Source organism: Agromyces selenitireducens (assembly GCF_052748465.2).
This window is the reverse complement of the sequence record NZ_CM188259.1, coordinates 1998588-2021161: the sequence shown is the minus strand read 5'-3', so window position 1 is coordinate 2021161 and position 22574 is coordinate 1998588. Positions and strand designations below refer to the sequence as shown.

The 22574-nt window shown below is 68.8% G+C and carries 23 protein-coding genes; 12 read left to right on the top strand and 11 right to left on the bottom strand.

The window, feature by feature from the left end:
- Nucleotides 1–29 precede the first annotated feature (29 nt).
- A complete protein-coding gene (locus ACULK4_RS09380; protein WP_445964165.1) occupies nt 30–473 on the top strand; it encodes an iron chaperone in 444 nt (147 codons plus the stop codon).
- A 6-nt stretch (nt 474–479) separates the two neighbouring features.
- On the opposite strand, the gene ACULK4_RS09375 is transcribed toward ACULK4_RS09380, so the two are convergent.
- Together ACULK4_RS09375 and ACULK4_RS09370 are read right to left on the bottom strand one after the other, a co-directional pair.
- Nucleotides 480–2168, bottom strand: coding sequence for an FAD-dependent monooxygenase (locus tag ACULK4_RS09375; RefSeq protein WP_445964164.1), 1689 nt, complete (start codon nt 2166–2168; stop codon nt 480–482).
- A 369-nt stretch (nt 2169–2537) separates the two neighbouring features.
- Nucleotides 2538–2873 carry a hypothetical protein gene (locus tag ACULK4_RS09370; protein ID WP_445964163.1) on the bottom strand — a complete coding sequence of 112 codons (336 nt, stop codon included), beginning with the start codon at nt 2871–2873 and terminating at the stop codon, nt 2538–2540.
- A 43-nt stretch (nt 2874–2916) separates the two neighbouring features.
- Between ACULK4_RS09370 and ACULK4_RS09365 the strand changes: the two genes are divergently transcribed.
- On the top strand, nt 2917–3603 hold the full coding sequence (locus tag ACULK4_RS09365) for a MerR family transcriptional regulator (protein ID WP_501043308.1): 687 nt from the start codon (nt 2917–2919) through the stop codon (nt 3601–3603).
- A complete protein-coding gene (locus tag ACULK4_RS09360) occupies nt 3600–4604 on the top strand; it encodes a hypothetical protein (RefSeq protein WP_445964161.1) in 1005 nt (334 codons plus the stop codon). Before ACULK4_RS09365 ends, ACULK4_RS09360 begins: the two co-directional genes overlap by 4 nt.
- Before the next feature lie 41 nt (nt 4605–4645).
- Here the strand turns inward: ACULK4_RS09360 and dhaM are convergent, their stop codons facing one another.
- Genes dhaM through dhaK form a run of 3 tightly spaced genes read right to left on the bottom strand, consistent with a single transcriptional unit; the run spans nt 4646 to nt 6999 of the window.
- The gene (dhaM, locus tag ACULK4_RS09355) at nt 4646–5347 is read right to left on the bottom strand and encodes a dihydroxyacetone kinase phosphoryl donor subunit DhaM (protein ID WP_445964160.1); all 702 of its coding nucleotides are present in this window, start codon (nt 5345–5347) and stop codon (nt 4646–4648) included.
- The gene (gene dhaL / locus ACULK4_RS09350; RefSeq protein ID WP_445964159.1) at nt 5340–5987 is read right to left on the bottom strand and encodes a dihydroxyacetone kinase subunit DhaL; all 648 of its coding nucleotides are present in this window, start codon (nt 5985–5987) and stop codon (nt 5340–5342) included. The genes dhaM and dhaL overlap by 8 nt, the downstream gene beginning before the upstream one ends.
- Nucleotides 5988–5997: 10 nt before the next feature.
- Nucleotides 5998–6999 carry a dihydroxyacetone kinase subunit DhaK gene (gene dhaK, locus ACULK4_RS09345; RefSeq protein ID WP_445964158.1) on the bottom strand — a complete coding sequence of 334 codons (1002 nt, stop codon included), beginning with the start codon at nt 6997–6999 and terminating at the stop codon, nt 5998–6000.
- Between the two features lie 270 nt (nt 7000–7269).
- Between dhaK and ACULK4_RS09340 the strand changes: the two genes are divergently transcribed.
- Both ACULK4_RS09340 and glpK read left to right on the top strand, forming a co-directional pair.
- Nucleotides 7270–7995, top strand: coding sequence for an aquaporin (locus ACULK4_RS09340; protein WP_501043384.1), 726 nt, complete (start codon nt 7270–7272; stop codon nt 7993–7995).
- Between the two features lie 115 nt (nt 7996–8110).
- On the top strand, nt 8111–9625 hold the full coding sequence (gene glpK / locus ACULK4_RS09335) for a glycerol kinase GlpK (RefSeq protein ID WP_501043307.1): 1515 nt from the start codon (nt 8111–8113) through the stop codon (nt 9623–9625).
- A 99-nt stretch (nt 9626–9724) separates the two neighbouring features.
- Here the strand turns inward: glpK and trpD are convergent, their stop codons facing one another.
- Nucleotides 9725–10777, bottom strand: coding sequence for an anthranilate phosphoribosyltransferase (gene trpD, locus ACULK4_RS09330; protein ID WP_445966830.1), 1053 nt, complete (start codon nt 10775–10777; stop codon nt 9725–9727).
- A 135-nt stretch (nt 10778–10912) separates the two neighbouring features.
- On the opposite strand from trpD, the gene ctaE reads away from it, so the two are divergent.
- The 6 genes from ctaE to ACULK4_RS09300 are packed head-to-tail and all read left to right on the top strand — an operon-like array spanning nt 10913 to nt 16409.
- Nucleotides 10913–11545, top strand: coding sequence for an aa3-type cytochrome oxidase subunit III (gene ctaE / locus ACULK4_RS09325; RefSeq protein WP_445966829.1), 633 nt, complete (start codon nt 10913–10915; stop codon nt 11543–11545).
- 52 nt (nt 11546–11597) lie between these two features.
- On the top strand, nt 11598–12389 hold the full coding sequence (gene qcrC, locus ACULK4_RS09320) for a cytochrome bc1 complex diheme cytochrome c subunit (protein ID WP_445966828.1): 792 nt from the start codon (nt 11598–11600) through the stop codon (nt 12387–12389).
- A 30-nt stretch (nt 12390–12419) separates the two neighbouring features.
- Nucleotides 12420–13496: a cytochrome bc1 complex Rieske iron-sulfur subunit gene (gene qcrA / locus ACULK4_RS09315; RefSeq protein WP_445966827.1), complete on the top strand. Its 1077-nt coding sequence runs from the start codon at nt 12420–12422 to the stop codon at nt 13494–13496.
- Nucleotides 13493–15100 (top strand): cytochrome bc1 complex cytochrome b subunit, encoded by a 1608-nt coding sequence (qcrB, locus tag ACULK4_RS09310; RefSeq protein WP_445966826.1) that lies wholly within the window; start codon nt 13493–13495, stop codon nt 15098–15100. Before qcrA ends, qcrB begins: the two co-directional genes overlap by 4 nt.
- 32 nt (nt 15101–15132) lie before the next feature.
- The gene (locus tag ACULK4_RS09305; RefSeq protein ID WP_445966825.1) at nt 15133–16011 is read left to right on the top strand and encodes a methyltransferase domain-containing protein; all 879 of its coding nucleotides are present in this window, start codon (nt 15133–15135) and stop codon (nt 16009–16011) included.
- A 20-nt stretch (nt 16012–16031) separates the two neighbouring features.
- Nucleotides 16032–16409 carry a class I SAM-dependent methyltransferase gene (locus ACULK4_RS09300; RefSeq protein ID WP_445966824.1) on the top strand — a complete coding sequence of 126 codons (378 nt, stop codon included), beginning with the start codon at nt 16032–16034 and terminating at the stop codon, nt 16407–16409.
- Nucleotides 16410–16759: 350 nt separating this feature from the next.
- On the opposite strand, the gene ACULK4_RS09295 is transcribed toward ACULK4_RS09300, so the two are convergent.
- From ACULK4_RS09295 to ACULK4_RS09275, 5 genes are all read right to left on the bottom strand, one after another.
- Nucleotides 16760–17203, bottom strand: coding sequence for a cytochrome c oxidase subunit 4 (locus ACULK4_RS09295; protein ID WP_445966823.1), 444 nt, complete (start codon nt 17201–17203; stop codon nt 16760–16762).
- Nucleotides 17204–18940 carry an aa3-type cytochrome oxidase subunit I gene (gene ctaD, locus ACULK4_RS09290; RefSeq protein WP_445966822.1) on the bottom strand — a complete coding sequence of 579 codons (1737 nt, stop codon included), beginning with the start codon at nt 18938–18940 and terminating at the stop codon, nt 17204–17206. It lies immediately after the preceding gene.
- Between the two features lie 6 nt (nt 18941–18946).
- The gene (gene ctaC, locus ACULK4_RS09285; RefSeq protein ID WP_445966821.1) at nt 18947–19840 is read right to left on the bottom strand and encodes an aa3-type cytochrome oxidase subunit II; all 894 of its coding nucleotides are present in this window, start codon (nt 19838–19840) and stop codon (nt 18947–18949) included.
- Between the two features lie 200 nt (nt 19841–20040).
- Complete coding sequence (gene erpA / locus ACULK4_RS09280; protein WP_445966820.1) at nt 20041–20391, bottom strand: iron-sulfur cluster insertion protein ErpA; 351 nt, start codon at nt 20389–20391, stop codon at nt 20041–20043.
- A gap of 107 nt (nt 20392–20498) precedes the next feature.
- Nucleotides 20499–21950, bottom strand: coding sequence for a dipeptidase (locus ACULK4_RS09275; protein WP_445966819.1), 1452 nt, complete (start codon nt 21948–21950; stop codon nt 20499–20501).
- A gap of 40 nt (nt 21951–21990) precedes the next feature.
- Between ACULK4_RS09275 and ACULK4_RS09270 the strand changes: the two genes are divergently transcribed.
- Nucleotides 21991–22572, top strand: a complete 582-nt coding sequence (locus ACULK4_RS09270) for a DUF3043 domain-containing protein (protein ID WP_445966818.1) — start codon at nt 21991–21993, stop codon at nt 22570–22572.
- Nucleotides 22573–22574 lie beyond the last annotated feature (2 nt).

Here is a 22574-nt window from a genome sequence, read left to right as displayed (position 1 = left end):
CCGAACCGAAGAGCTGAAAGGAGTCGGCCATGGCTGACACGAAGAAGACGGCGGCGCGCGACGAGAACCCCGAGGGCTTCACGGACGAGGAACGCGATGCCATGAAGGCCCGCGCCAAGGAGGTGCGCCGCGGGAAGAAGCAGGACGGCCGCGCCGACCTGCTCGAGAAGCTCGCCGAGCTCGAGGGCGCCGACCGAACGATGGCGGAGCGGCTGCACGAACTCATCACCGAGCACGCGCCGGAGCTCGCGCCGCGCACCTACTACGGAATGCCGGCGTGGGCGAAGGACGGCAAGGTGCTTTGCTTCTTCCAGCCCGCGCTGAAGTTCAAGACCCGGTATGCCACGTTCGGCTTCAACGACAACGCCATGCTCGATGACGGCGAGATGTGGCCCGCAGCGTACGCGCTCACGGAGCTGACGCCGGCGGGGGAGAAGGCGATCGTCGAGCTCGTGAGGAAGGCGGTCGGCTGACCGGCATCACTCCTGAGGAGCATTCGGCGGTCGACGCAGGTCGCGCATCGCGCTCGGCACTGCGCCCACCAGGCGGAGCCAGTCGCCGAGCCTGTCGTCGGTCTCGCCGCAACGGAAGCCGACGTAGCCGTCGGGGCGCACCGCCACCACGCCACGCCCGGGATGGCCGACGAGACGGTGGACGCGTACTGGACCATTCGGCGCTTGCCCGCCGAGCATCCCTGGGTCGCATGGCGCATCGGGTTCGAGGAGGACGTGGATGCCGGGTGCCGCCGTCAGTTCGTGGAGTCGACCCCGACGACCGCCGATGGTGGCAGGCGCGTCGGGGAGTCGGTTGCCCGGGCGGGGCCAACGCGTGGCGCGTGGCTCGGCGTCTCGGGAGATGCTGCTGTTCCGATAGTGCACGAACGGCTGGGAGAGCAGCCGGACGCCGGCCGCCGTGACATGCCGCCGCCGCAGCAGTCCCGGGAGCAGGGGAGCGGCATACGGCAGGAGCACGCCCCGGGCGAGCCGGGCGGCGGGGTTCGCCGATGCCTCGCCGAAGAAGATCAGATGGGTCAGCGCAAGCACTTGGTGAGCGGCTCGTCGCCGTTCCTGGTCGTACGATTCGAGCAGCCGCTCGTGAGCGTCGCCCGAGGCGGCGAGGCCCAGCTTCCATCCCAGGTTGACGGCATCGAGGATTCCGTTGTTCATGCCCTGTCCGCCGGCCGGCGAATGCGCGTGAGCGGCATCGCCGACGAGGAACAGCGGTCCGCGTCGGAACGGCTTCGCCACTCGGTGCTGGAGCGGCACTCGGGCCGACCAGCGGACGTCGTCGATGGTCGCCCCGAGGCGCGACTCGCGGATGAGACGACGCACCTCCTCGGGTGGCACGCCTTCACCCAGCTGCCCGAACGGCCCATGCGGCGGGACGTCGGCGGGGCGGGTCGCGAGCATCCGCCAGCTGGCACCCTCGCCGAGCGCGAACAGGAACGCCAGCCCGGCATCTCCCACCGCGACGTGGAGCACGCCCGGCTCCAAGGCCGTGCCGAGCTCCACATCCGCGAGGATCGCCTCCACCGGGTAGGGCGCCCCGCACCACTCCGCGCCCACGAGGCGGCGCACGGAGCTCGACTGGCCGTCGCACCCGGCGACGAACCGGCAGGGCAGCTGCTCAGCCGTCCCGTCGGCCGCGCGGAGGCGCGCCGACACCATCCCTTCCTCAGACGGAAGCCCGTCCAGGCCGAGGAACTCGACACCCCACTCCACGTCCACGCCGCGCTCGCGGGCCAGGACGTCGTCGCGGTGCAATCCGGGGACGACCTGGTAGCGGATCGAGCCGGGGACGCTTCCCAGTTCGAGGACCCGCCAGAGCGATGCGGCGTACTGCTGGGCCAGCTGAGGGCCGTCCCACTCGTAGAGCCCGCGATAGACCCCGGAGCCGTCATGCGTGCACCAGAGCTTGGACACGTACCCCGGGAACCCGACGAACAGCGGGGTGTTGAGCAGGCTCTCCGCTTCGAAGGCGCGGTGCATCCGACGGCCACGGATCAGGCGGAGCCTGAAGGCGACGACGAGCACGCACGGGTCCACGGGCGGCCTCCGGTCGACCGTCGTCTCGCGGTAGACGCGGGCGGTGCTCCCGTCAGCGAAGCGCAGCACGCGCCCCACTTGGCCGCGCGGCAGGTGGACCCGCCGACGAACGAGCATCACCATGCTCGCTCCGACGCAACGTGCCACCGCCCGCCAGGCCGGGCCTCTCGGCGCCGGTCCCGGTTCGCTCAACATCATCTCGCCCCCAGTGCGCGCGCATCTCGGTGCGTCGGCATCGGTCTCGATGATCACGGATGAGCACCCGATCGCATAGGGTCCTTCGACCTCAGCGCGTATCGTGCGCTGAAGTTCGGGCCCGCCGTAATGCGCCGATAATGCACATTATGTCCGTTCAACCAGGGGACGCATCCCCTCGTCGGGCTGGGCGGCGCACAAGGGCAATTCACTGAAGTCGCTTCACAATGGCGCGGCTTCAGTGTCCGGGAACCGCAGCAGTACGGCCCCGGGATGCCCGGAGGCGGATGATCGGACTCAGGAACGCTTCTCGGAGCGACGCCTCAGCTTCTCCAGGCGCTCGTCGCTGGCCGGCATGCCGTACTCATTGAGCGGGCCGCTTGCCGCGGGTTCGGGCAGCCGCTCGTCGGTCGGGCATTCGAGCAGCACGTTCGACGTGGATTCGTCGATGCGGTGCTCGAACATCGGGTGTCCGCAGAGCGGACACGGCTTCTCCCCCGACTGACTGCGGTCGTCGGGCTCCTCTGGGGCCACCGTCGGCGACTCGAATGCCGGGGTCATCACCCGGTCGACGCGATCGAAGAACCGCGTGAACGCGTTTCGAGTGTCGGGGCCCGCCTCTTCGCGTGCCATGGCGTGATGGTACTCCCGCGGGGCGACGGCCCGCGAGGAAAATATGGACAAAGTCACTATCGATAGTTATAGTATCCATATGCGGATGTCCGAGCTCAGCCGAACCACCGACACGCCGGTCGCGACCGTGAAGTACTACCTGCGTGAGCGCCTGCTTCCGCCCGGACTCCGCACGAGCCCGAATCAGGCGCAGTACGGCGACGAGCACGTGCGTCGCATCCGTCTCATCCGGGCGCTGCTCGGCCCGGGCGGGCTCGACGTCGCGACCGCGCGCGAGGTGATCGGCGCGATCGACTCCGACCTGCCACTCCCCCACGTCTTCGGCGTCGCCCAGCGAGCGGCATCCGCTCGAATCGACGAACGAGAAGTGGATGCCGCCGCACTCGAGCGCGCCGACGACCTGCTCGGCGGGTTCGCGATCCACCAGGACAACCCGGGACGCACGGCGACCGCGGCCGTCATCCGGGCCATCGAGGGGGTCGGCCAGCGGGATGCCGACGACTGGTATCGCCGATACGTCGAAGCGGCCCTCATCGTCGCCGAGGCCGACCTCGACATGGTCGAAGCCCGTGCCACCCGCGACGAGAAGGCCGAGACCGTCGTGGTCGGCACGGCGCTCGGCGACGCGCTGTTCGCGGCGCTCCGGCGAGCCGCGCAGGAGCACGTCTCCACCATCAGGTACGAGCCCGAACGGGCCGAAGCGATCCGACGCACGAGGAGTTCTCGATGACCACCCTGACCGACGCACCGAGCCCGTCGTCGCGGGCACGACGAGACGTCGTCCTCGCGGCACCCCTGCACCGGCCGCTCCTCATCCTCACCATCGCGATGGTCGCCCTCGCGGGCGCGAGCGTCGTCGGCCTGCTCCTCGATGACCGGGTGCTGGTCGGCCAGCCGATCTGGGCGAAGCCGCTCAAGTTCTCGCTCTCGATCGCGATCTACGCGGTGACCCTCTCGTGGCTCATCAGGCTCACTCGGGGGCGCCTCCGCCGCGTGTCGTGGTGGGCGGGCACGATCAGCGCGGCCGCGCTCGTCGTCGAGATGGTCGTCATCGTGGGCGCGGTCGTCGCCGGCACGACGAGCCACTTCAACGTGTCGACGCCGCTGGCGACGGCGTTGTGGTCGGCGATGGCGGCGTCCATCGTCGTGGTCTGGATCGCCACGCTCGTCGTGGCCTTCGCGCTGTTCCGGGCGCCGCTCGGCGATGCGGCGCGCACGCTCGCGATCCGCGCCGGCGCGATCCTCGCACTCGGCGGCATGGCCCTCGCGTTCCTGATGACGAGCCCGACCGCCGAGCAGCTCGCCGACTTCCGCGGCATCGCCGGCGCGCACTCCGTCGGGGTCGCCGACGGAGGCCCGGGCATTCCGGTGCTCGGGTGGAGCACCGTGGCCGGCGACCTGCGCATCCCTCATTTCGTCGGCATGCACGCGTTGCAGGCGCTCATCGTGCTCGTCATGGCCCTCGAGTGGGCGAGCCGTCGCGTCGCCGTGCTCGCCGATCCCCGCGTGCGGTTCGGTCTGGTGCTCATCGCAGCCGTGCTCGCGGCCGCGACGACCGCCGTCGTCACGGTCCAGGCCCTCGCAGGCGAGTCGATCGTCGCGCCCAGCGCGGCGACGGCGATCGGCGCCGCAGCCGTGTGGGGCTCCGCCGCTGCGGCCGCGGCTGCGGTCGTCGCCCGCGGCGTCGTTCGGGCGCGCCGCGGGGCGGGCGGTACGTCGTACCAGCGGTGACGCCGCCGGATGACGCGAGCGGCGCGGTCGCGACCTCTGCCTCAGTGCTCGCCGAAGCCGGATTCGGCCAACGCGACGATCGCGTCGACCGCTGCGGCGCCGTCCGGATCGTCCGACGCGATCTCCACCTCGGCCCCTTGCGTGAGGCCGAGCGCCATGATCGACAGGAGACTCTTCGCGTCGATGCCGTTGACCGTCACGGTCTGCGGGAACGTGCTCGCGAGCTTGACGAGTTCGGCGGCAGGTCGCGCGTGCAGCCCGTCGGCGTTGGTCAGCGTCACGCGGCGGCTGATCCCCGTCGACCCCGCATCGCCCGGGCGGGTCGGCTCGTCCGCGCCCCCACCCCCACCCGCCGACTCGGCGGCGCGTACCACGGCATCGAGAGACTCGCCGGACTCCGCACTGACGGATGCCGCGACGCCGCCCTCCACGAGCGGCGCATCGGCGATCCGCACACGCGCGCGCTGGTCGTCGTCGAGGAACTCGAGCGCGGTATCGGCGGTCATGATCGCCGAGCCGAGGTCGCACAGCACGACCGCCCCGGCGCCGGCATCCGCGGCCCCGATCGCCGCCGTGACCTTGTCGAAGCTCGTGCCGATACGACCGTCGTCCGTACCGCCGGCCGCCTCGAGGCGGACGGTCGGCGCCATCTGCCGGGCGAGGTCGACGAGTCCCTCGGCGAGCTGCGCGGAGTGCGACACGAAGACGATGCCGACGCGTTCGGCGCCGGCGGCGTCAGGCACTGGTCCCGTTGGACGCCGCGGCGGCCGCCGCGTCGATCAGGTAGGCCGTCGACTGCGCCCCCGGGTCGCGATGCCCGGCCGAACGTTCGCCGAGATAGCTCGCGCGCCCCTTGCGGGCGACGAGCGGTATCGTCGCGTCGGAGCCGGCCGCGGCGGCGTCCGCTGCGGCGCGGAGCGTCTCCGCGGCGCTGGCCCCCGCGTCGGCCGCCTCGCGGGCCGCGTCGACCGCCGGTGACCACGCGTCGACCATCGTCTTGTCGCCGAGCTCGGCCTTGCCGCGCATGACGATGCCGTCTCGTCCGGATTCCAGCAACCTCACGATCGCGGCCGAATCCAGCGACACCTCACCGCCGACGGCGCCGGAGGCCTTGAGGTAGGCCGTGCCGTACAACGGGCCGGCTGCACCACCGACCGTGGAGATCAGGGTCGTGGCCAGCAGCTTGAGCACGTCGGACGGGGTCGACCCCGCCGGCAGGTCGTCGAGCTTCGGCAGAACGGCCTGGAAGCCGCGATCCATGTTCTCGCCGTGGTCGCCGTCGCCGATCTCCCGGTCGAGGTTGATGAGCTCGACGCGGTTCACGGACATGGATTCAGCACTGCGTCGCACCCAGTCGACCGCCCAGGTGATGTCGAGTCCCACCGCGGCGCCCCTAGCGACCCCACCGCAGGGCGGCGGTGTGCACGGGGGCGTCCCACAGCTCGATCATCTCGTCGTCGAGCTTCAGGAGCGTGATCGAGAAGCCCTGCATCTCGAGCGAGGTGATGTAGTTGCCCACGAGCGAGCGCTCGATGCGGATGCCGCGCTCCTCGAGCACCTCGGCCGCACGCCGGTACGCGAGGTACAGCTCCACCTGCGGCGTGCCGCCCATGCCGTTGACGAAGAGCAGCACGCGGTCGCCGGATGAGAACGGCAGGTCCTCGAGGACCGGCGTGATCAGGCGGTCGACCAGCGAGTCCGCGGGTTCGATCTTGATGCGTTCGCGGCCGGGCTCGCCGTGGATGCCGATGCCGATCTCGACCTCGTCCTCCGCGAGCGTGAAGCTCGGCTCCCCCGCGTGGGGCACCGTGCACGGCGTCAGCGCCATGCCCATCGAGCGGGCGTTGGCGTTGACCCGCTCGGCGACCTCGGCGACCCGGTCGAGCGAGTCGCCCCGTTCGGCGGCCGCGCCGGCGATCTTCTCGACGAGCACTGTGCCCGCGACGCCGCGTCGGCCGGCCGTGTAGAGGGAGTCCTTGACGGCGACGTCGTCGTTCGTCACCACGGCGCGCACCTCGATGCCGTCCGCGGCGGCGAGGTCGGCTGCGGTCTCGAAGTTGAGCACGTCGCCGGTGTAGTTCTTCACGATGTGCAGCACGCCCTTGCCGCCGTCGACGGCCTTCGTGGCGTTGAGGATGGGATCCGGCGTGGGCGACGTGAACACGGCACCGGGCACTGCGGCGTCGAGCATGCCGTGCCCCACGTATCCGGCGTGAAGGGGCTCGTGGCCGCTTCCGCCTCCCGAGACGATGCCGACCTTGCCCTGCACCGGTGCGTCGGCGCGCACGACGTGGATCGGGTCGGTGGCGACCGTGACGAGGTCGGCGTGCGCGAGCGCGAATCCGGCGACGGACTCGTCGACGACGCGCTTCGGGTCATTGATGATCTTCTTCACGAAGCGTCCCTTTCCCCTCGGCTGCGCGTGCCCGGACCCCTCGCCCGTCGGCGCCGACGCAGCACTCCCCCGTCAAGCTACCCCTGCCGACGGCGTGGGTGAAAGGGCTTTCGCAGAAAATGCGGAACCCCTTCCCCGCTTGTGAGAGCCGCCGGTAGTGTGGGCGCAGTTCCGCCCCTGGGCGCGGCCCGTCGGGGCACGGCGAAAGGATGGAAGGTCAACGTGGACAATCTCGGTGTGTTGTTCCTCGCTGAACTGGTGGGTACGGCCATGCTCGTGCTCCTCGGTTGCGGCGTCGTGGCGAACGTCGCCCTGACGAAGACGAAGGGCTTCGGCGGCGGCTTCCTGCTGGTGAACTTCGGCTGGGGCCTCGCGGTCTTCGCCGGTGTCATCGTCGCCTTCGCGTCGGGCGCCCACATCAACCCCGCGGTGACGCTGGGCCTGGTCGCCAACGGCGTCCCCGAGTTCGGCAACGCCGCGGTCGGCACCACGGTCGAGGTCGGACCGCTCAGCGTGCTGACCTACATCGGCGGTCAGCTGGTCGGCGCCATCCTCGGTGCGGTCGTGTGCTGGCTGGGCTACAAGCAGCACTTCGACGACGAGCCCGAGCCCGCGGCGAAGCTCGGCGTGTTCTCGACCGGTCCCGCGATCCGCTCGTACGGCTGGAACCTCGTGACCGAGATCATCGGCACGTTCGTGCTGGTGTTCGTCGTGATCGGCTTCGGCCGCAACGGCGACGCGTCGGGCCTGGCGGCGCTGGGCGCACTGCCGGTGGCCCTGCTGGTCGTCGGCATCGGCGCCTCCCTGGGTGGCCCGACCGGGTATGCGATCAACCCGGCCCGCGACCTCGGCCCGCGCATCGCGCACGCCATCCTGCCGATCAAGGGCAAGGGCGGATCCGACTGGGCGTATTCGTGGGTCCCGGTCGTGGGCCCCGTCATCGGCGGCGTGCTCGCCGGCTGGGCGGCGATCCCGCTGCTGCCCATCGAGTTCTGAGCGCGACGAGGGGCCGGTCGGCGACCGGCCCCTCGTCGATCGGAGACGAGCGCCACGCGACATCCGCTTCACCTGAAATCGAACCACCAACGGTACAGAGAGGTACGAATCCGACATGGCCGACTACATCCTCGCGATCGACCAGGGCACCACCTCGTCGCGCGCGATCATCTTCGACAAGAAGGGCTCGATCGTCTCGACCGGGCAGCTCGAGCACGAGCAGATCTTCCCCAAGGCCGGCTGGGTCGAGCACGACCCGATGGAGATCTGGCGCAACACGCGCGAGGTCATCGGGCAGGCCCTCGGCAAGGCCGACCTGACCCGGCACGACATCGCCGCGGTCGGCATCACCAACCAGCGCGAGACGGCCGTGGTCTGGGACAGGAACACCGGCGAGCCGGTGTACAACGCGATCGTCTGGCAGGACACCCGCACGCAGCCCATCGTCGACCGCCTCGCGGCCGACGGCGGCGTCGAGCGGTTCAAGCAGGACGTCGGCCTGCCGCTGGCGACCTACTTCTCGGGCACCAAGATCGTCTGGATCCTCGAGAACGTCGACGGAGCGCGCGAACGCGCCGAGGCGGGCGACCTGCTCTTCGGCACCACCGACTGCTGGGTCCTGTGGAACCTCACCGGAGGTACGGACGGCGGTGTGCACGCGACGGATGTCACGAACGCGAGCCGCACGCTGTTCATGGACCTCGAGACGCTCTCGTGGCGCGACGACATCCTCGAGACGTTCGGGGTCCCGCGCTCGATGATGCCGGAGATCCGCTCCTCCTCCGAGGTGTACGGGAACGTCGAGTCCTCGAGCCTGCTCCGCGAGGTGCCGGTCGCGGGCATCCTGGGCGACCAGCAGGCCGCGACCTTCGGCCAGGCGGCCTTCGACAAGGGCGAGTCGAAGAACACCTACGGCACGGGCAACTTCCTGATCTTCAACACGGACACCGAGATCGTCCACTCGAAGAACGGCCTGCTCACCACCCTGGGCTACAAGCTCGGCGACCAGCCTGCGCACTACGCGCTCGAGGGCGCGATCGCCGTCACCGGGTCGCTCGTGCAGTGGCTGCGCGACAACCTCGGGATCATCCAGAGCGCTCCCGAGATCGAGGAACTTGCCAAGACGGTCGAGGACAACGGCGGCGCGTACTTCGTGCCCGCCTTCTCGGGGCTCTTCGCCCCGTACTGGCGTCCGGACGCCCGCGGCGCGCTCGTCGGCCTGACCCGCTACGTGAACAAGGGGCACATCGCGCGCGCGGCACTCGAGGCGACGGCGTTCCAGACCCGCGAGGTGCTCGACGCGGTCAACGCCGACTCCGGCGTCGACCTCGAGGACCTCAAGGTCGACGGCGGCATGATCGCCAATGACACGCTCATGCAGTTCCAGGCCGACATCCTCGGCGTGCCCGTCATCCGCCCGGTCGTCGCCGAGACCACCGCGCTCGGTGCCGCGTACGCCGCGGGGCTCGCCGTCGGCTTCTGGTCGGACCTGGACGAGCTCCGCGCCAACTGGCAGGAGGACCGCCGCTGGGAGCCGAAGATGGACGCCGACGAGCGCGAGCGCCAGCTGCGCCTCTGGAAGAAGGCCGTCACCAAGACCTTCGACTGGGTCGACGACGACGTCCGCTGACCGTTCGGCTGCACGTGACGGGGTCCCGCTTCGGCGGGGCCCCGTCACTGCGTTCCCGGCGACGGCGCAGAGCGGATGCCGCGCGGCAAATCGGTCGCCTCAGCGTCGCGTCGCCGCGACCCACTCGTCGAGCTTGCGCGCCGCTGCGCCGCTGTCGATCGCCCCCTCGGCGACGGCCATCTTCTCGTGGAACCGCTCGAGGATCGTCCGCTGCATCTGGTTCGGATCGTTCGCCAGCTCGTACGACACGAGACCCGCGGCCGCATTCAGCACGACGATGTCGCGGATCGGCCCGCGTGCACCGCCGAACACGTCGTGGACGACGCCCGCGTTGTGCTGGGCGTCGCCGCCCTTCAGCTGCTCGATGCCCGTCCGGGGGATGCCGAGCTCCCGGGGGTCGAGGTCGTGCTCCTTGACGGTGCCGCGGGAGATCTCCCAGATGTGGCTGTGCCCCGTCGTCGTGAGCTCGTCGAGTCCGTCGTCGCCCCGGAAGACGAGCGCCGTCGCGCCGCGTGTCTGGAACACGCCCACGATGAGCGGGACGCGATCGAGGTGGGCGACGCCGACCGCTGACGCCTCCGGACGGGCCGGATTGCACAGCGGGCCGAGGAAGTTGAACACGGTCGGGATGCCGAGCTGCGAGCGCACGGGACCGGCGTGGCGGAAACCGGGGTGGAATGCGGCTGCGTACGCGAACGTGATGCCGACCTCGTCGAGCACCTCGGCCACCCGAGCGGCCGACAGGGACAGGTCGACTCCGAGGGCGCCCAGCACGTCGGACGAGCCGGATGCGGAGCTCGCCGCGCGGTTGCCGTGCTTGATGACCGGCACGCCCGCCGCGGCGCAGACGACCGAGGCCATCGTCGAGACGTTCACGGTGCCGAACCGGTCGCCTCCGGTGCCGACGATGTCGAGCGCCATGGAGTCCGCAGGCAGCTGCACGGCGTGCTCGAGGATCGCGTCGCGGAAGCCGACGACCTCGTCGACGGTCTCACCCTTCAACCTGAGCGCCACCAGGAATGCGGCGAGCTGCGCGTCGGTCGCGACGCCCGTCATCACCTGCTCCATGCACCATGCCGCATCGGACACGCTGAGGTCCTCGCCCTCGAGGAGGGCGTTGAGCACGGCCGGCCAGTTCTGCGTCGCGGACATGGGTCGATCCTATCCGCGCGGATTCACGGCGGATTCACGGCCTTCAGCAGGACCGTCTCGGACTCCGCGACGGTCGACGAGTCTGTGATCTCGACGTGACGTCGAAAACTTGGCCGCCGAATCAGCCATAATGGGATGGTGACGAGCACCTCATTGACGTATCAGGCGAGCGCGCCCGTGATCAAGCGTCCGAACACCGTTGCGGTCGGAACGATCGTGTGGCTCGGAAGCGAGGTGATGTTCTTCGCGGGCCTCTTCGCGATCTACTTCACCCTCCGGTCGACGTCCCCCGAACTGTGGGACTTCGAAGCGGGTCGCCTCAACTTCCCCTTCGCGCTGACCAACACGATCATCCTCGTGGCGTCGTCGTTCACGTGCCAGTTCGGGGTGTTCGCGGCGGAGCGCAGCCAGCCCTATCGCACGGGCTGGAAGCCGACGCAGTGGGGCATGGTCGAGTGGTTCTTCCTCACCTATGCGATGGGCGCCATCTTCGTCGCCGGTCAGGTCTGGGAGTATGCGCAGCTCGTCTCGGAGGGCATCGCCCTCGACTCCAACGCCTACGGCTCGGCGTTCTACCTCACGACGGGCTTCCACGGCCTCCACGTCACGGGCGGTCTCATCGCCTTCCTGTTCGTGATCGGCCGCACGTTCGCCGTCAAGAACTTCGGCCACCGCGAAGCCACCAGCGCGATCGTCGTGTCGTACTACTGGCACTTCGTCGACGTGGTGTGGATCGGTCTGTTCCTCGTCATCTACGTCCTCAGATAACGGCCGAACCCAGGAGCGTCGAACCGCAATGCCCGTGAACAGGAAGAGATCAATGACCCGCTCGAAGCGACGCACCGGTCGCCGGCATCCGCTCGCCACCGCCGCGCTGCTCGCACTCGGCCTCGTCTTCACCGGCGGCGCCTACGCCGCCTTCAGCACGACGACCGCGCAGGCCGAGCCCTCCCCCACGTCGCAGGAGACGATCGAAGAGGGCAAGAAGCTCTTCCAGGCCAACTGCGCCACGTGCCACGGGATCGACGCGGTGGGCACCGAAGTGGGGCCGAGCCTGATCGGCGTCGGCGCAGCGTCGGTCGACTTCCAGGTCGGCACCGGTCGCATGCCGATGCAGATGCAGGGTCCTCAGGCTCCGGTCAAGCCGCCGCAGTTCACCGACGAGCAGGTCAAGCAGCTGGCGTACTACGTCGGCTCGCTCGGGCCCGGACCCGACATCCCCGCCGACAGCCTCGTCAGCGGCGGCGGCGACGCCGCGAACGGTGCCGAGCTCTTCCGCATCAACTGCGCCATGTGCCACAACGTCGCCGGCGCCGGCGGTGCCCTCACCGAGGGCAAGTACGCTCCCGCGCTCACGGATGTCTCCGGTGTCCACATCTACGAGGCCATGGTCACGGGTCCGCAGAACATGCCGGTGTTCAACGACCTGAACATCACGCCCGAGGACAAGCGCGACATCATCACCTACCTGCAGTACGTGCAAGACAACCGTTCGCCCGGAGGGTTCGAGCTCGGCTCGCTCGGTCCGGTCGCGGAGGGCCTGTTCATCTGGATCTTCGGTCTCGGCGCCATCGTCGCGATCACCGTGTGGATCACGGCGAAGTCCAACTAGGGCCGACCGAAGAAGCGAAGAAGGAGAACCATGGCACAGGACGACCACAGCGGTTCGGAGATCGCCGCTGCCGACTCGTCGCACGCCGCGAACGTCCCCGCCGTGAAGACGGGTACCGCACTCATCCCGGCGGACGCGTTCGAGAACCCCGGCTTCCCGCCGCACCGTCCGCGCGTCACCGATGAGGACCCCAAGAAGGAGCAGCGCGCGCAGCGCACGGTCTACACGCTGTTCTACCTCTCGATCCTCGGCAGCATCTGGGCGATCGCGGCGTACATGCTCTTCCCGATGGAGGGCAACAACGTCGGCGACGTCCGCCTGAACAACATGTTCGTGGGCCTCGGCGCGACGCTCGCGCTGCTGGGGATCGGATTCGGCGCGGTCCACTGGGCGAAGTCGCTCATGGCCGACGTCGAGATCGCCGACGAGCGGCACCCCATCGGCGGCAATCAGGAGACGCGTCAGGGCGCGATCCAGGTCTTCCAGGATGCCGACCGCGAGTCGGGCTTCACGCGCCGGTCGGTCATCCGCAACAGCCTCATCGGTGCACTGCTGGTGTTCCCGCTTCCGGCCGTCGTCCTCTTCCGTGGGCTCGCGCCGCAGGACGAGAACCCGGTCGAGCTGCTCAGCCACACCATGTGGAAGCAGGGCACCCGACTCACGATCGACCCGTCGGGTGTCCCCATCAGGGCGTCGGACGTCACGATCGGCAGTGCCTTCCACGTGATCCCCGAGGGCCTCGCCGAGATGCACCACGGGCGCCTGGAGGAGAAGGCCAAGGCCGCGGTGCTGCTCATGCGCCTCAACCCCGAGGATCTGAACGAGACCGAGGAGCGCGCCTCCTGGTCGTACGACGGCATCGTCGCGTACTCCAAGATCTGCACCCACGTCGGCTGCCCCGTCGCCCTGTACGAGCAGCAGACCCACCACCTGCTCTGCCCCTGCCACCAGTCGCAGTTCGATGTGGCGAACCACTGCGAGGTCATCTTCGGGCCGGCCGCACGTCCGCTTCCCCAGCTGCCGATCGCGGTCGACGACGAGGGCTACCTCGTTGCGCAGAGCGACTTCACCGAACCCGTCGGTCCGAGCTTCTGGGAGCGTCATTGAGTACCGCAACAACGCAAGCGCCGCAGCGTCGCTCCGTCACAGGTGCCGCGTCGAACTACATCGACCAGCGGACCAGCCTCTCGACGTTCGTCAACGCACTCGGCCGCAAGGCATTCCCCGACCACTGGTCGTTCCTGCTCGGTGAGATCGCGCTCTTCAGCTTCGTCGTCATCCTCATCACCGGCACGTTCCTGACGTTCTTCTTCCAGGCCTCGATGGCCGAGATCGAGTACGAGGGCTCGTACGTGCCGCTCAAGGGCGTCGAGATGTCGATCGCGATGGCTTCGACGCTCGACATCTCGTTCGACATCCGGGGCGGTCTCTTCGTCCGCCAGATGCACCACTGGGCGGCGCTGCTGTTCGTGGCCGCGATCGGCCTGCACATGCTGCGGATCTTCTTCACCGGTGCGTTCCGCAAGCCGCGCGAGATCAACTGGGTCATCGGCTTCGTGATGTTCATCCTCGCGATGGGCGAGGGCTTCACTGGCTACTCGCTGCCGGACGACCTGCTCTCGGGCAACGGCCTCCGCATCATCGACGGCATGATCAAGGGCTTCCCACTGATCGGCACGTGGACCTCGTTCCTGCTCTTCGGCGGCGAGTTCCCGGGCACGGCCATCGTCGGGCGCCTCTACACGCTCCATATCCTGATCCTGCCGGTGATCCTGCTCGCGCTCATCGCGATCCACTTGATGTTCGTGGTCGTGCACAAGCACACGCACTACGCCGCACCGGGAAAGACCCAGCAGAACGCGGTGGGCCCGCCCATCCTGCCGGTGTACGCAGCGAAGGCCGGTGGATTCTTCTTCATCGTCTTCGGCGTGCTGGCGCTGATCGCCTCGCTGTTCACGATCAACCCGATCTGGAACTACGGTCCGTACGACCCGTCGCCCGTCTCCGCCGGTACGCAGCCCGACTGGTACATCGGGTTCGCGGACGGTGCGCTGCGTCTCGTCCCGCCGGGCTGGGAGTTCGTGCTGTTCGACCGCACCTGGTCGCTGAACATCCTGGTGCCGGTGACCGTGCTCGGGCTGTTCATCCTGACGGTGCTCATCTACCCCTTCATCGAGGCGTGGGTCACGGGCGACAAGCGCGAGCACCACATCGCCGACCGTCCGCGCAACAAGCCGACGCGTACCGCGATCGGCGCCGCCGGCGTGACCTTCTACGCGGTCCTGTGGGCGGCAGCGGCCTCCGACCTCATCGCGACGCACTTCATGCTCACGATGGAGGGCGTGATCGGATCGCTGCAGGCACTGTTGATCCTCGGCCCGATCATCGCCTACTTCGTCACCAAGCGCGTCTGCATCGCGCTGCAGAAGAAGGACCGCGAGATCGTGCTTCACGGCTATGAGTCGGGACGCATCGTCAAGCTCCCCGGCGGCGAGTTCATCGAGGTGCACCAGCCGCTCGACGAGTACGACCGCTGGAAGCTCGTCAGCTACGAGTCGTACGAGCCGCTCATGCTGCGACCGAACGACCGCGGCAAGATCACGGTCGGTCAGCGCATCCGCGCAGGAATGTCGCGGTGGTTCTTCGAGGACCGCATCGCGCCGGTCACGAAGGGCGAACTCGAGGCGGCTCACCACTCGTCGCAGCACTGACCCGCGACCGCACCGCCATCGGGCACCGGACCATGTCGATCGACTCGACGTGGCTCCGGTGCCCGAACTGTTCACTCCCCCTCGCCGAACTCCCCGGTCGGGTCGTCGGTTGCGCCGCCGGCCACCGGTTCGACCTGTCGAAGCACGGGACACTGACGCTCCTACCGCCACGCGCGCCGCACACGCTCGGCGACAGCCGGGAGATGCTCGAAGCCCGTGCCGCTCTGCTCGGCTCAGGCGCATTCGACCCGATCGCCGAGGCCATCGCCGACGCCTGTGATCCGGTCGCGCATGGGTCTTCCGAACCGCTGAGGATCGCCGATCTCGGCTGCGGCACCGGTCACTACTCCGCGCATCTGGCCGCACGGTTCCCCGGGGCTGAGTTCCTGCTCGGCGACCGCTCCCCCGTCGCTGTTCGCATGGCGTCGAAGGCCGTCCCGAACGCGGTCGGAATCGTCCTCGATCTCTGGCGTCCGCTGCCGATCCGCGACGCGATCGCGGATGTCTCGATCAACGTCTTCGCACCCCGGAACCCCGAGGAGTTCGCCAGGATCACCAAGCCGGGCGGCGCGGTCGTGGTCGTCGTTCCCACCGATCGACATCTGCGCGAGCTCCGTGCGCAGGGTGGGATGCTCGAGATCCCCGGCGGGAAGGCCGAGATGGTCACGGACCAGTTGGCACGCGCCGGATTCCGGGCCGGCACGCGCCACCGTCTCGAGTACCGCATCGCGCTGGATGCGGCCCAGGCTCGGTCGCTCGTGAGGATGGGGCCGTCGGCTCACCACGTTGGCGACGGGGATGACGACGCACTCACCGAAGCGCGCGCCGGTGGTCTCGAGTCCGCGGCGCCTCGCGAAGCGAAGACCGAGGTGACGGTGTCCGTCGACGTGCTTCGCTTCCATCGGGGCTGAGCCGGGCCCATACTGGCGAGATGGACGCGTGCTGCGGCCCGCCTGATCCGACCCGCTACGACGCCGTGTTCGACGAGCGGTTCGCACGCCATGTCGCGCGCCGTTACGGCGCGAAGGGTCCGACCACGGTCGAGCGCCGACTCCTCGAGTTCGTCGTCGACAGCGGGATCGACGGCGCCAGCGTGCTCGAGATCGGAGGCAGGGTCGGCGAACTGCAGTTCGAACTGCTCGCCCGAGGTGCCGCGCGCACGGTCAACCTCGAGCTCTCGCACGAGTACGAGGCGGAGGCGGAGCGCCTCATCGCTGCCGCCGGGGTCGACGGACTGGTCGCGCGCACCGTCCGCATCGATCTGGCGTTGCAGCCCGGCTCCGCCCCCGGTCGGACATCGTCGTCCTGAATCGCGTGGTGTGCTGCTATCCCGATGCAGAGCTGCTCCTCGCAGCAGCCGCCGGGCGCGCACATCGCACCATCGCGTTCAGTCACCCGCCGCGCAACTGGCTGACGCGCGCCGCCGCGGCCGTCGAGAACGGGATGTGTCGAGCCGCGCGTCGCAGCTACCGCGCGTTCATCCACGATCCTGAATCGATGTGCGACGCCGTGCGACGACAGGGCTTCGAGATCGTCCTTCGCGAGCCCGCATTCGCATGGTGCGTCGTCGGTGCCGTGAGAAGGGACTGAATCCGGAGTTCGACCACGACGCGGAGGAGCCCCGGCCGGACCCGGCCGGGGCTCCCACGTCGAACGCGCTCAGCGCGCGAAGTTTCCGCGGTAGTACTCGTACACCCATCCCACGAGCGCCACGAGGGCGAGCGGGACCGCGATGAACGTGATCCAGACGCCGACCGCGAGCCCCAGGAAGGCCAACCCGGCGCCGCCCGCGAGCAGGATCGGCCACCAGCTCCATGGGCTGAAGAAGCCGAGCTCCGCGTCACCGTCGTCGATGTTGGCATCGAGCCGGTCCTCGGGCAGTTCGCCGCCCTGTTCCTTGCGGACACGGCCGAGGTAGAACGCGATGAACGCGCTCAAGATCGCCGTCAGGGCGAGTGCGATGGTCCCAGCCCATTCCGGACCGGGGCTGTATGAGTTGGCGATCCGCGATGCACCGTCGATCGTCGACCAGAAGGCGTAGACGCCTGCCGCCAGGACGAAGAATCCGGTCAGGACCCAGAAGAGGATGACGTTCGTGCGCATCTACTTGACTTCCTTCGTGTCGGCGTCGTACACGGGAGCCTCGGGGGCGTCCTTCGCCGGGCCGATGCCCACTGGGATGCCGGCCTCCGGGTGATTGAGGTCGAAGGCCGGGCGCTCCGAACGGATGCGCGGGATCGACGTGAAGTTGTGCCGGGGCGGCGGGCAGCTGGTCGCCCACTCGAGTGAGCCGCCGTAGCCCCACGGGTCGTTGACGGTCACCTTCGGCGCGCGGCGCGCGGTCATGTAGACGTTGACGAAGAACGGGATCATCGACACCGCGAGGATGAAGGCGCCGATCGTGGACAGCTGGTTCATCCAGGTGATGTTGTCTTCCGGCAGGTACGAGTAGTACCGACGCGGCATGGCGACGACGCCCAGCCAGTGCTGGATGAGGAACGTCGTGTGGAACCCGATGAACAGGAGCCAGAAGTGCCACTTGCCGAGCGTCTCGTTCAGCATCTTGCCGGTCCACTTCGGCCACCAGAAGTAGAAGCCGGCGAACATCGCGAACACGACCGTGCCGAAGACGACGTAGTGGAAGTGCGCGACGACGAAGTACGTGTCGGACACGTGGAAGTCGAGTGGCGGGGAGGCGAGGATGACACCCGTGAGGCCGCCGAACACGAACGTGATGAGGAAGCCGAGCGCCCAGATGAGCGGCGTCTCGAAGGTGATCGATCCTCGCCACATCGTTCCGATCCAGTTGAAGATCTTCACGCCCGTCGGCACTGCGATGAGCATCGTCATGAGCGCGAAGAACGGCAGCAGCACCGAGCCGGTGACGTACATGTGGTGCGCCCACACCGATACGGAGAGCGCGGCGATGGCGATGGTCGCATAGATCAGCGTCTTGTACCCGAAGATCGGCTTCCTGCTGAACACGGGGAAGATCTCGGAGACGATACCGAAGAACGGCAGGGCGATGATGTAGACCTCAGGGTGCCCGAAGAACCAGAACAGGTGCTGCCATAGGATGACGCCGCCGTTCGCGGGATCGTAGATGTGAGCGTTGAAGATGCGGTCGGCCGCGGCGGCCAGCAGCGCGGCCGCGAGGACCGGGAACGCCATCAGGACGAGGATCGACGTGACGAGCGTGTTCCAGGTGAAGATCGGCATGCGGAACATGGTCATGCCCGGGGCGCGCATCGTGATGATCGTCGTGATGAAGTTCACGGCGCCGAGGATCGTGCCGAAGCCGGACATGCCGAGGCCGAGCATCCAGAGGTTTCCGCCGATTCCTGGTGAGAACGTCGTCGATGCCAATGGCTGGTAGGCGAACCATCCGAAGGACGCGGCGCCCTGCGGAGTGAAGAATCCGGCCACCGCGATCAGCGAGCCGAAGTTGAACAGCCAGTACGCGAGCGCGTTCAGGCGCGGGAACGCCACGTCCGGTGCGCCGATCTGCAGCGGCATGAGCACGTTCGCGAAGCCGGCGAAGAGCGGGGTCGCGAACATGAGCAGCATGATCGTGCCGTGCATCGTGAAGAGCTGGTTGTACTGTTCACGCGTCTGGACGATCTCGAGGCCGGGCTCGAACAGCTGGGCGCGGATGATGAGCGCCATCACGCCGCCCACGAGGAAGTAGATGAACGACGTGACCAGGTACAGGTACCCGATGACCTTGTGGTCGGTGGACGTCATCCACTTGACCATGATGTTGCCCTTGCGCTCGACCTTCGAGGTGCCGAACGGCTGCGACGTCGCGCTGGGGCGACCCGGTGCGGTGGTGGTGCTCATCGCGGCTTACTCTTCCTCTTCGAGTTCGGGCGCGCCCGTTCCGGGCAGGTTCTGGTTCCGGTCGTACTCCGTCGACAACTGGCCGACCTGACCGGCGGCGCGGAGCGAGTCGATGTGCGCCTCGTACTCGTCCTGCGAGACCACTTCGACGTTGAAGAGCATGAGCGAGTGATACTCCCCGCAGAGTTCGGCGCACTTGCCGGCATAGGTTCCCTCGCGTTCGGGAACGAACGACATGTAGTTCGTCTTGCCGGGGAACATGTCCTTCTTGTAAAGGAAGTCCACCACCCAGAACGAGTGGATGACGTCGCGGGACTGGAGGGCGATCTCCACGTTGGCCCCGACGGGCAGCACGAGCGTGGGCAGTTCCTCCTGCACGACTGAGCCCGCCGCGCCGTCCTCGTCCAACCGAGCCTGGACCCCGACCGAGTAGACGTCCTCGTCGACGTAGTTGAAGTCCCATGCCCACTGCTTGGCGATGGCCTCGATCTGGACGTCGACCTCGTCCTCCGCGAAGCGCTGCTCGATCGCCTGCTGGTCGCGCGCGGTGAAGGCGAAGAAGCCGAGCACCAGGATGAGCGGCACGACGGTGTAGAACACCTCGATCGGCATGTTGTATCGCAATTGGACCGGGAGGCCGGTCTGGCCCTTGCGGCGCCGGTACGCGATGACGGCCCAGATGGTCAGACCCCAGGTGACGACGCCGACGATGAGGAGGACGATCCACGACGTGACCCACAGGCCGGAGATGCGCTCCGCGTGGTTGGTCGTGGGCGGCTCGCCCTCGACGAACCCGGGGAGGAATCCGTTCAGCTGTGCCTGCGTGCATCCGGCGAGGACGAGGCTGAGCGTCGCTGCGATCGGAACAGCAGCCCATCGGAGACGGCGATTGTGGCGCACCGGTGACCTTTCGGGAGACTCGAAGGCGCTTCTCAGCGAAGCGCATTGATCGGTCCTAGCCTACTCCGAACCGGCACCGTGGTCGTGCACGCTCGGCGCCCATTCAGCGAGATATGCGACGAAACGTCCGCCCATCGGCGGAAAATCCGGAAAGGGAGACCCGCCGGAGCGAGTCTCCCTTTCCGGAAGGCGGGCCGGACTCAGTGGAACGAGTCGCCGCAGGCGCAGCTGCCCTCCGCGTTGGGGTTGTCGATGGTGAAGCCCTGCTTCTGGATGGTGTCCTCGAAGTCGATCGTCGAGCCGTCGAGGTAGGGCACGCTCATCTTGTCGACCACGACCTCCACGCCGGAGAAGTCCACCACCGCGTCGCCGTCGAGGACTCGTTCGTCGAAGTACAGCTGGTAGATCAGACCCGAGCAGCCGCCGGGCTGGACGGCCACGCGAAGGCGCAGGTCGTCGCGACCCTCCTGCTCGAGGAGGCTGCGTACCTTGGCGGCGGCGGGCTCGCTCAGCTTCACGCCGTGCGTGGCGTCGGTGATCGTGTCGCTCATGTCACTCCTCGGAAGTCTTCGGGTACGCCGATTGTACCTGCGGCGGCTGGGGGTCTCCCCCGCTCGGCGCGCGGGTGCGGCATCCGCTCCATCGCAGGCCGACCGGCTCAGCGGCCGCCGCGCGTCTCCAGTCGCGCGAGCAGCGCCGCCTCGGCGAGCACGGCACGTCGGAACACGCCGAGATGCAGGGACTCGTTGGGGCTGTGGGCGCGCGAATCCGGGTCCTCGACGCCGGTGACCAGGATCTGCGCCGCCGGGAACTCCTCCACGAGCTCGGCGATGAACGGGATCGAGCCGCCCACGCCGATGTCGATCGGCTCCTTCCCCCACGCGTCGGCCATGGCGGCCTTCGCCTCGGTCACCGCCCATCCGCTCGTGTCGACGAGGAACGGCTGCCCGGTGTCGACGTCGTCGATGGCGATTCGCGCCCCGAACGGCGCATGGGCGTACAGGTGGGCGCGGAGCGCCTCGAGCGCCTCGGCGGCGTCCTGGCCCGGGGCGATGCGCGCGCTGATCCGCACGGCCACGCTCGGCAGCAGCGTGTTCGACGCGTTCGCGACCGTCGGGGCGTCGATCCCGGTCACCGTGATCGCGGGCTGCGCCCAGATGCGCGAGAGGATGCTGCCGCGCCCGATGGACGCCACCCCGTCGAGCAGGCCGGCCTCGGCGCGGAGCTGCGCGTCGTCGTAGTCGGGCGTCTCGAGGTCGGCCGCGACGAGTCCTTCGACCGCCACGGCGCCGTCGGCGTCCCAGAGCGAATCCAGCAGTCGGACCGCGGCGAGCATCGCATCGGGCACCGCTCCGCCGAACATGCCGGAGTGCGACGCATGGTCGAGTGTCGTGACGCTGAGCCGGAACGTCACGTTCCCGCGCAGGGCCACGGTGAGTGCGGGGGTGTCGACGTCCCAGTTGTTGGAGTCGGCCACGACGATCGCATCCGCCTCGAGGAGTTCGCGGTTGTCACGCAGGAACGATGCGAACGACCGCGACCCGAATTCCTCCTCGCCCTCGATGAAGAGCGCGATGCCGAGGTCGAGGTCGTCGCCGAGGACGTCGACCAGGGCCCGGACGGCGGCGATGTGCGCCATGACGCCCGCCTTGTCGTCGGCCGCTCCGCGTCCGTAGAGGCGGTCGCCCCGCAGCGTGGGCTCGAACGGCGCCGAGGCCCAGTCCTCGTCCCGTCCGGGAGGCTGGACGTCGTGGTGGGCGTACAGGAGGACGGTCGGGCGCCCGTTCCGCGGGGCGCGGCGCGCGACGACCGCCGGCTGGCCGAGGGGCGCGCCGTCCTCCGAACCGATCGGGGCGCGTCGGATGTCGACCACGTCGAACACGCCCAGCCCGCGGACCAGGGCGGCGACCGCGTCGGCGCTACGCGCCACGTGCTGGGGATCGAACGCGGCCCAGGAGACGGACGGGATCCGCACGAGACGGGTGAGGTCTGCGACCGTGGACGGGAACCCGGACTCGACGGCGGCCCGGAGCCGATCGAGGGTCTCCCCTCCCCTCGTCGGCTCGACGGGTTCACGGGCAGGCTGGACGTCGGGTCGCAGGTCGGTCATGCGGGTAATCTTAAGGCGAACCGAATCGACGAGGACTCCCGTGGCCAAGCACCCCAGTACCGACACTCCCGCTCCGCAGACCGGCGACGGCGACGGCGCCGCCCCCAAGGTCGGCAAGGGCGCCCCGACCCCCACGCGCGCCGAACGCGAGGCCGCACGCAAGCGCCCCCTGGTGCCGAACGACCGCAAGGAGGCCGCCCGCCAGGCCCGTGCGAAGTCCGCCGAGGCACGCGAGCGCGCCCGCCTCGGTCTGGCCGCCGGCGACGAGAAGTACCTCCCGGCACGCGATCGCGGCCCGCAGAAGAAGTACGTGCGCGACTACATCGACGCGCGGTTCAGCATCGGCGAGATCCTGATCCCGGTCATGTTCGCGGTGATCGTGCTGACCTTCGTCCCGAGCTACGAGGTGCAGACGATCGGCATCTTCGCCCTCTGGGCGTTCTTCCTCGTCTCGATCGTCGACGTGATCATCCTCGGCTTCGTCCTGCAGCGGAAGCTGGCGGCGAAGTTCGGCGCCGACAAGGTCGAGCGCGTGCGCTGGTACGCCGCGATGCGAGCCCTGCAGCTGCGTCCGCTGCGCCTGCCGAAGCCGCAGGTGAAGCGCGGCCGGTACCCGGCCTGACC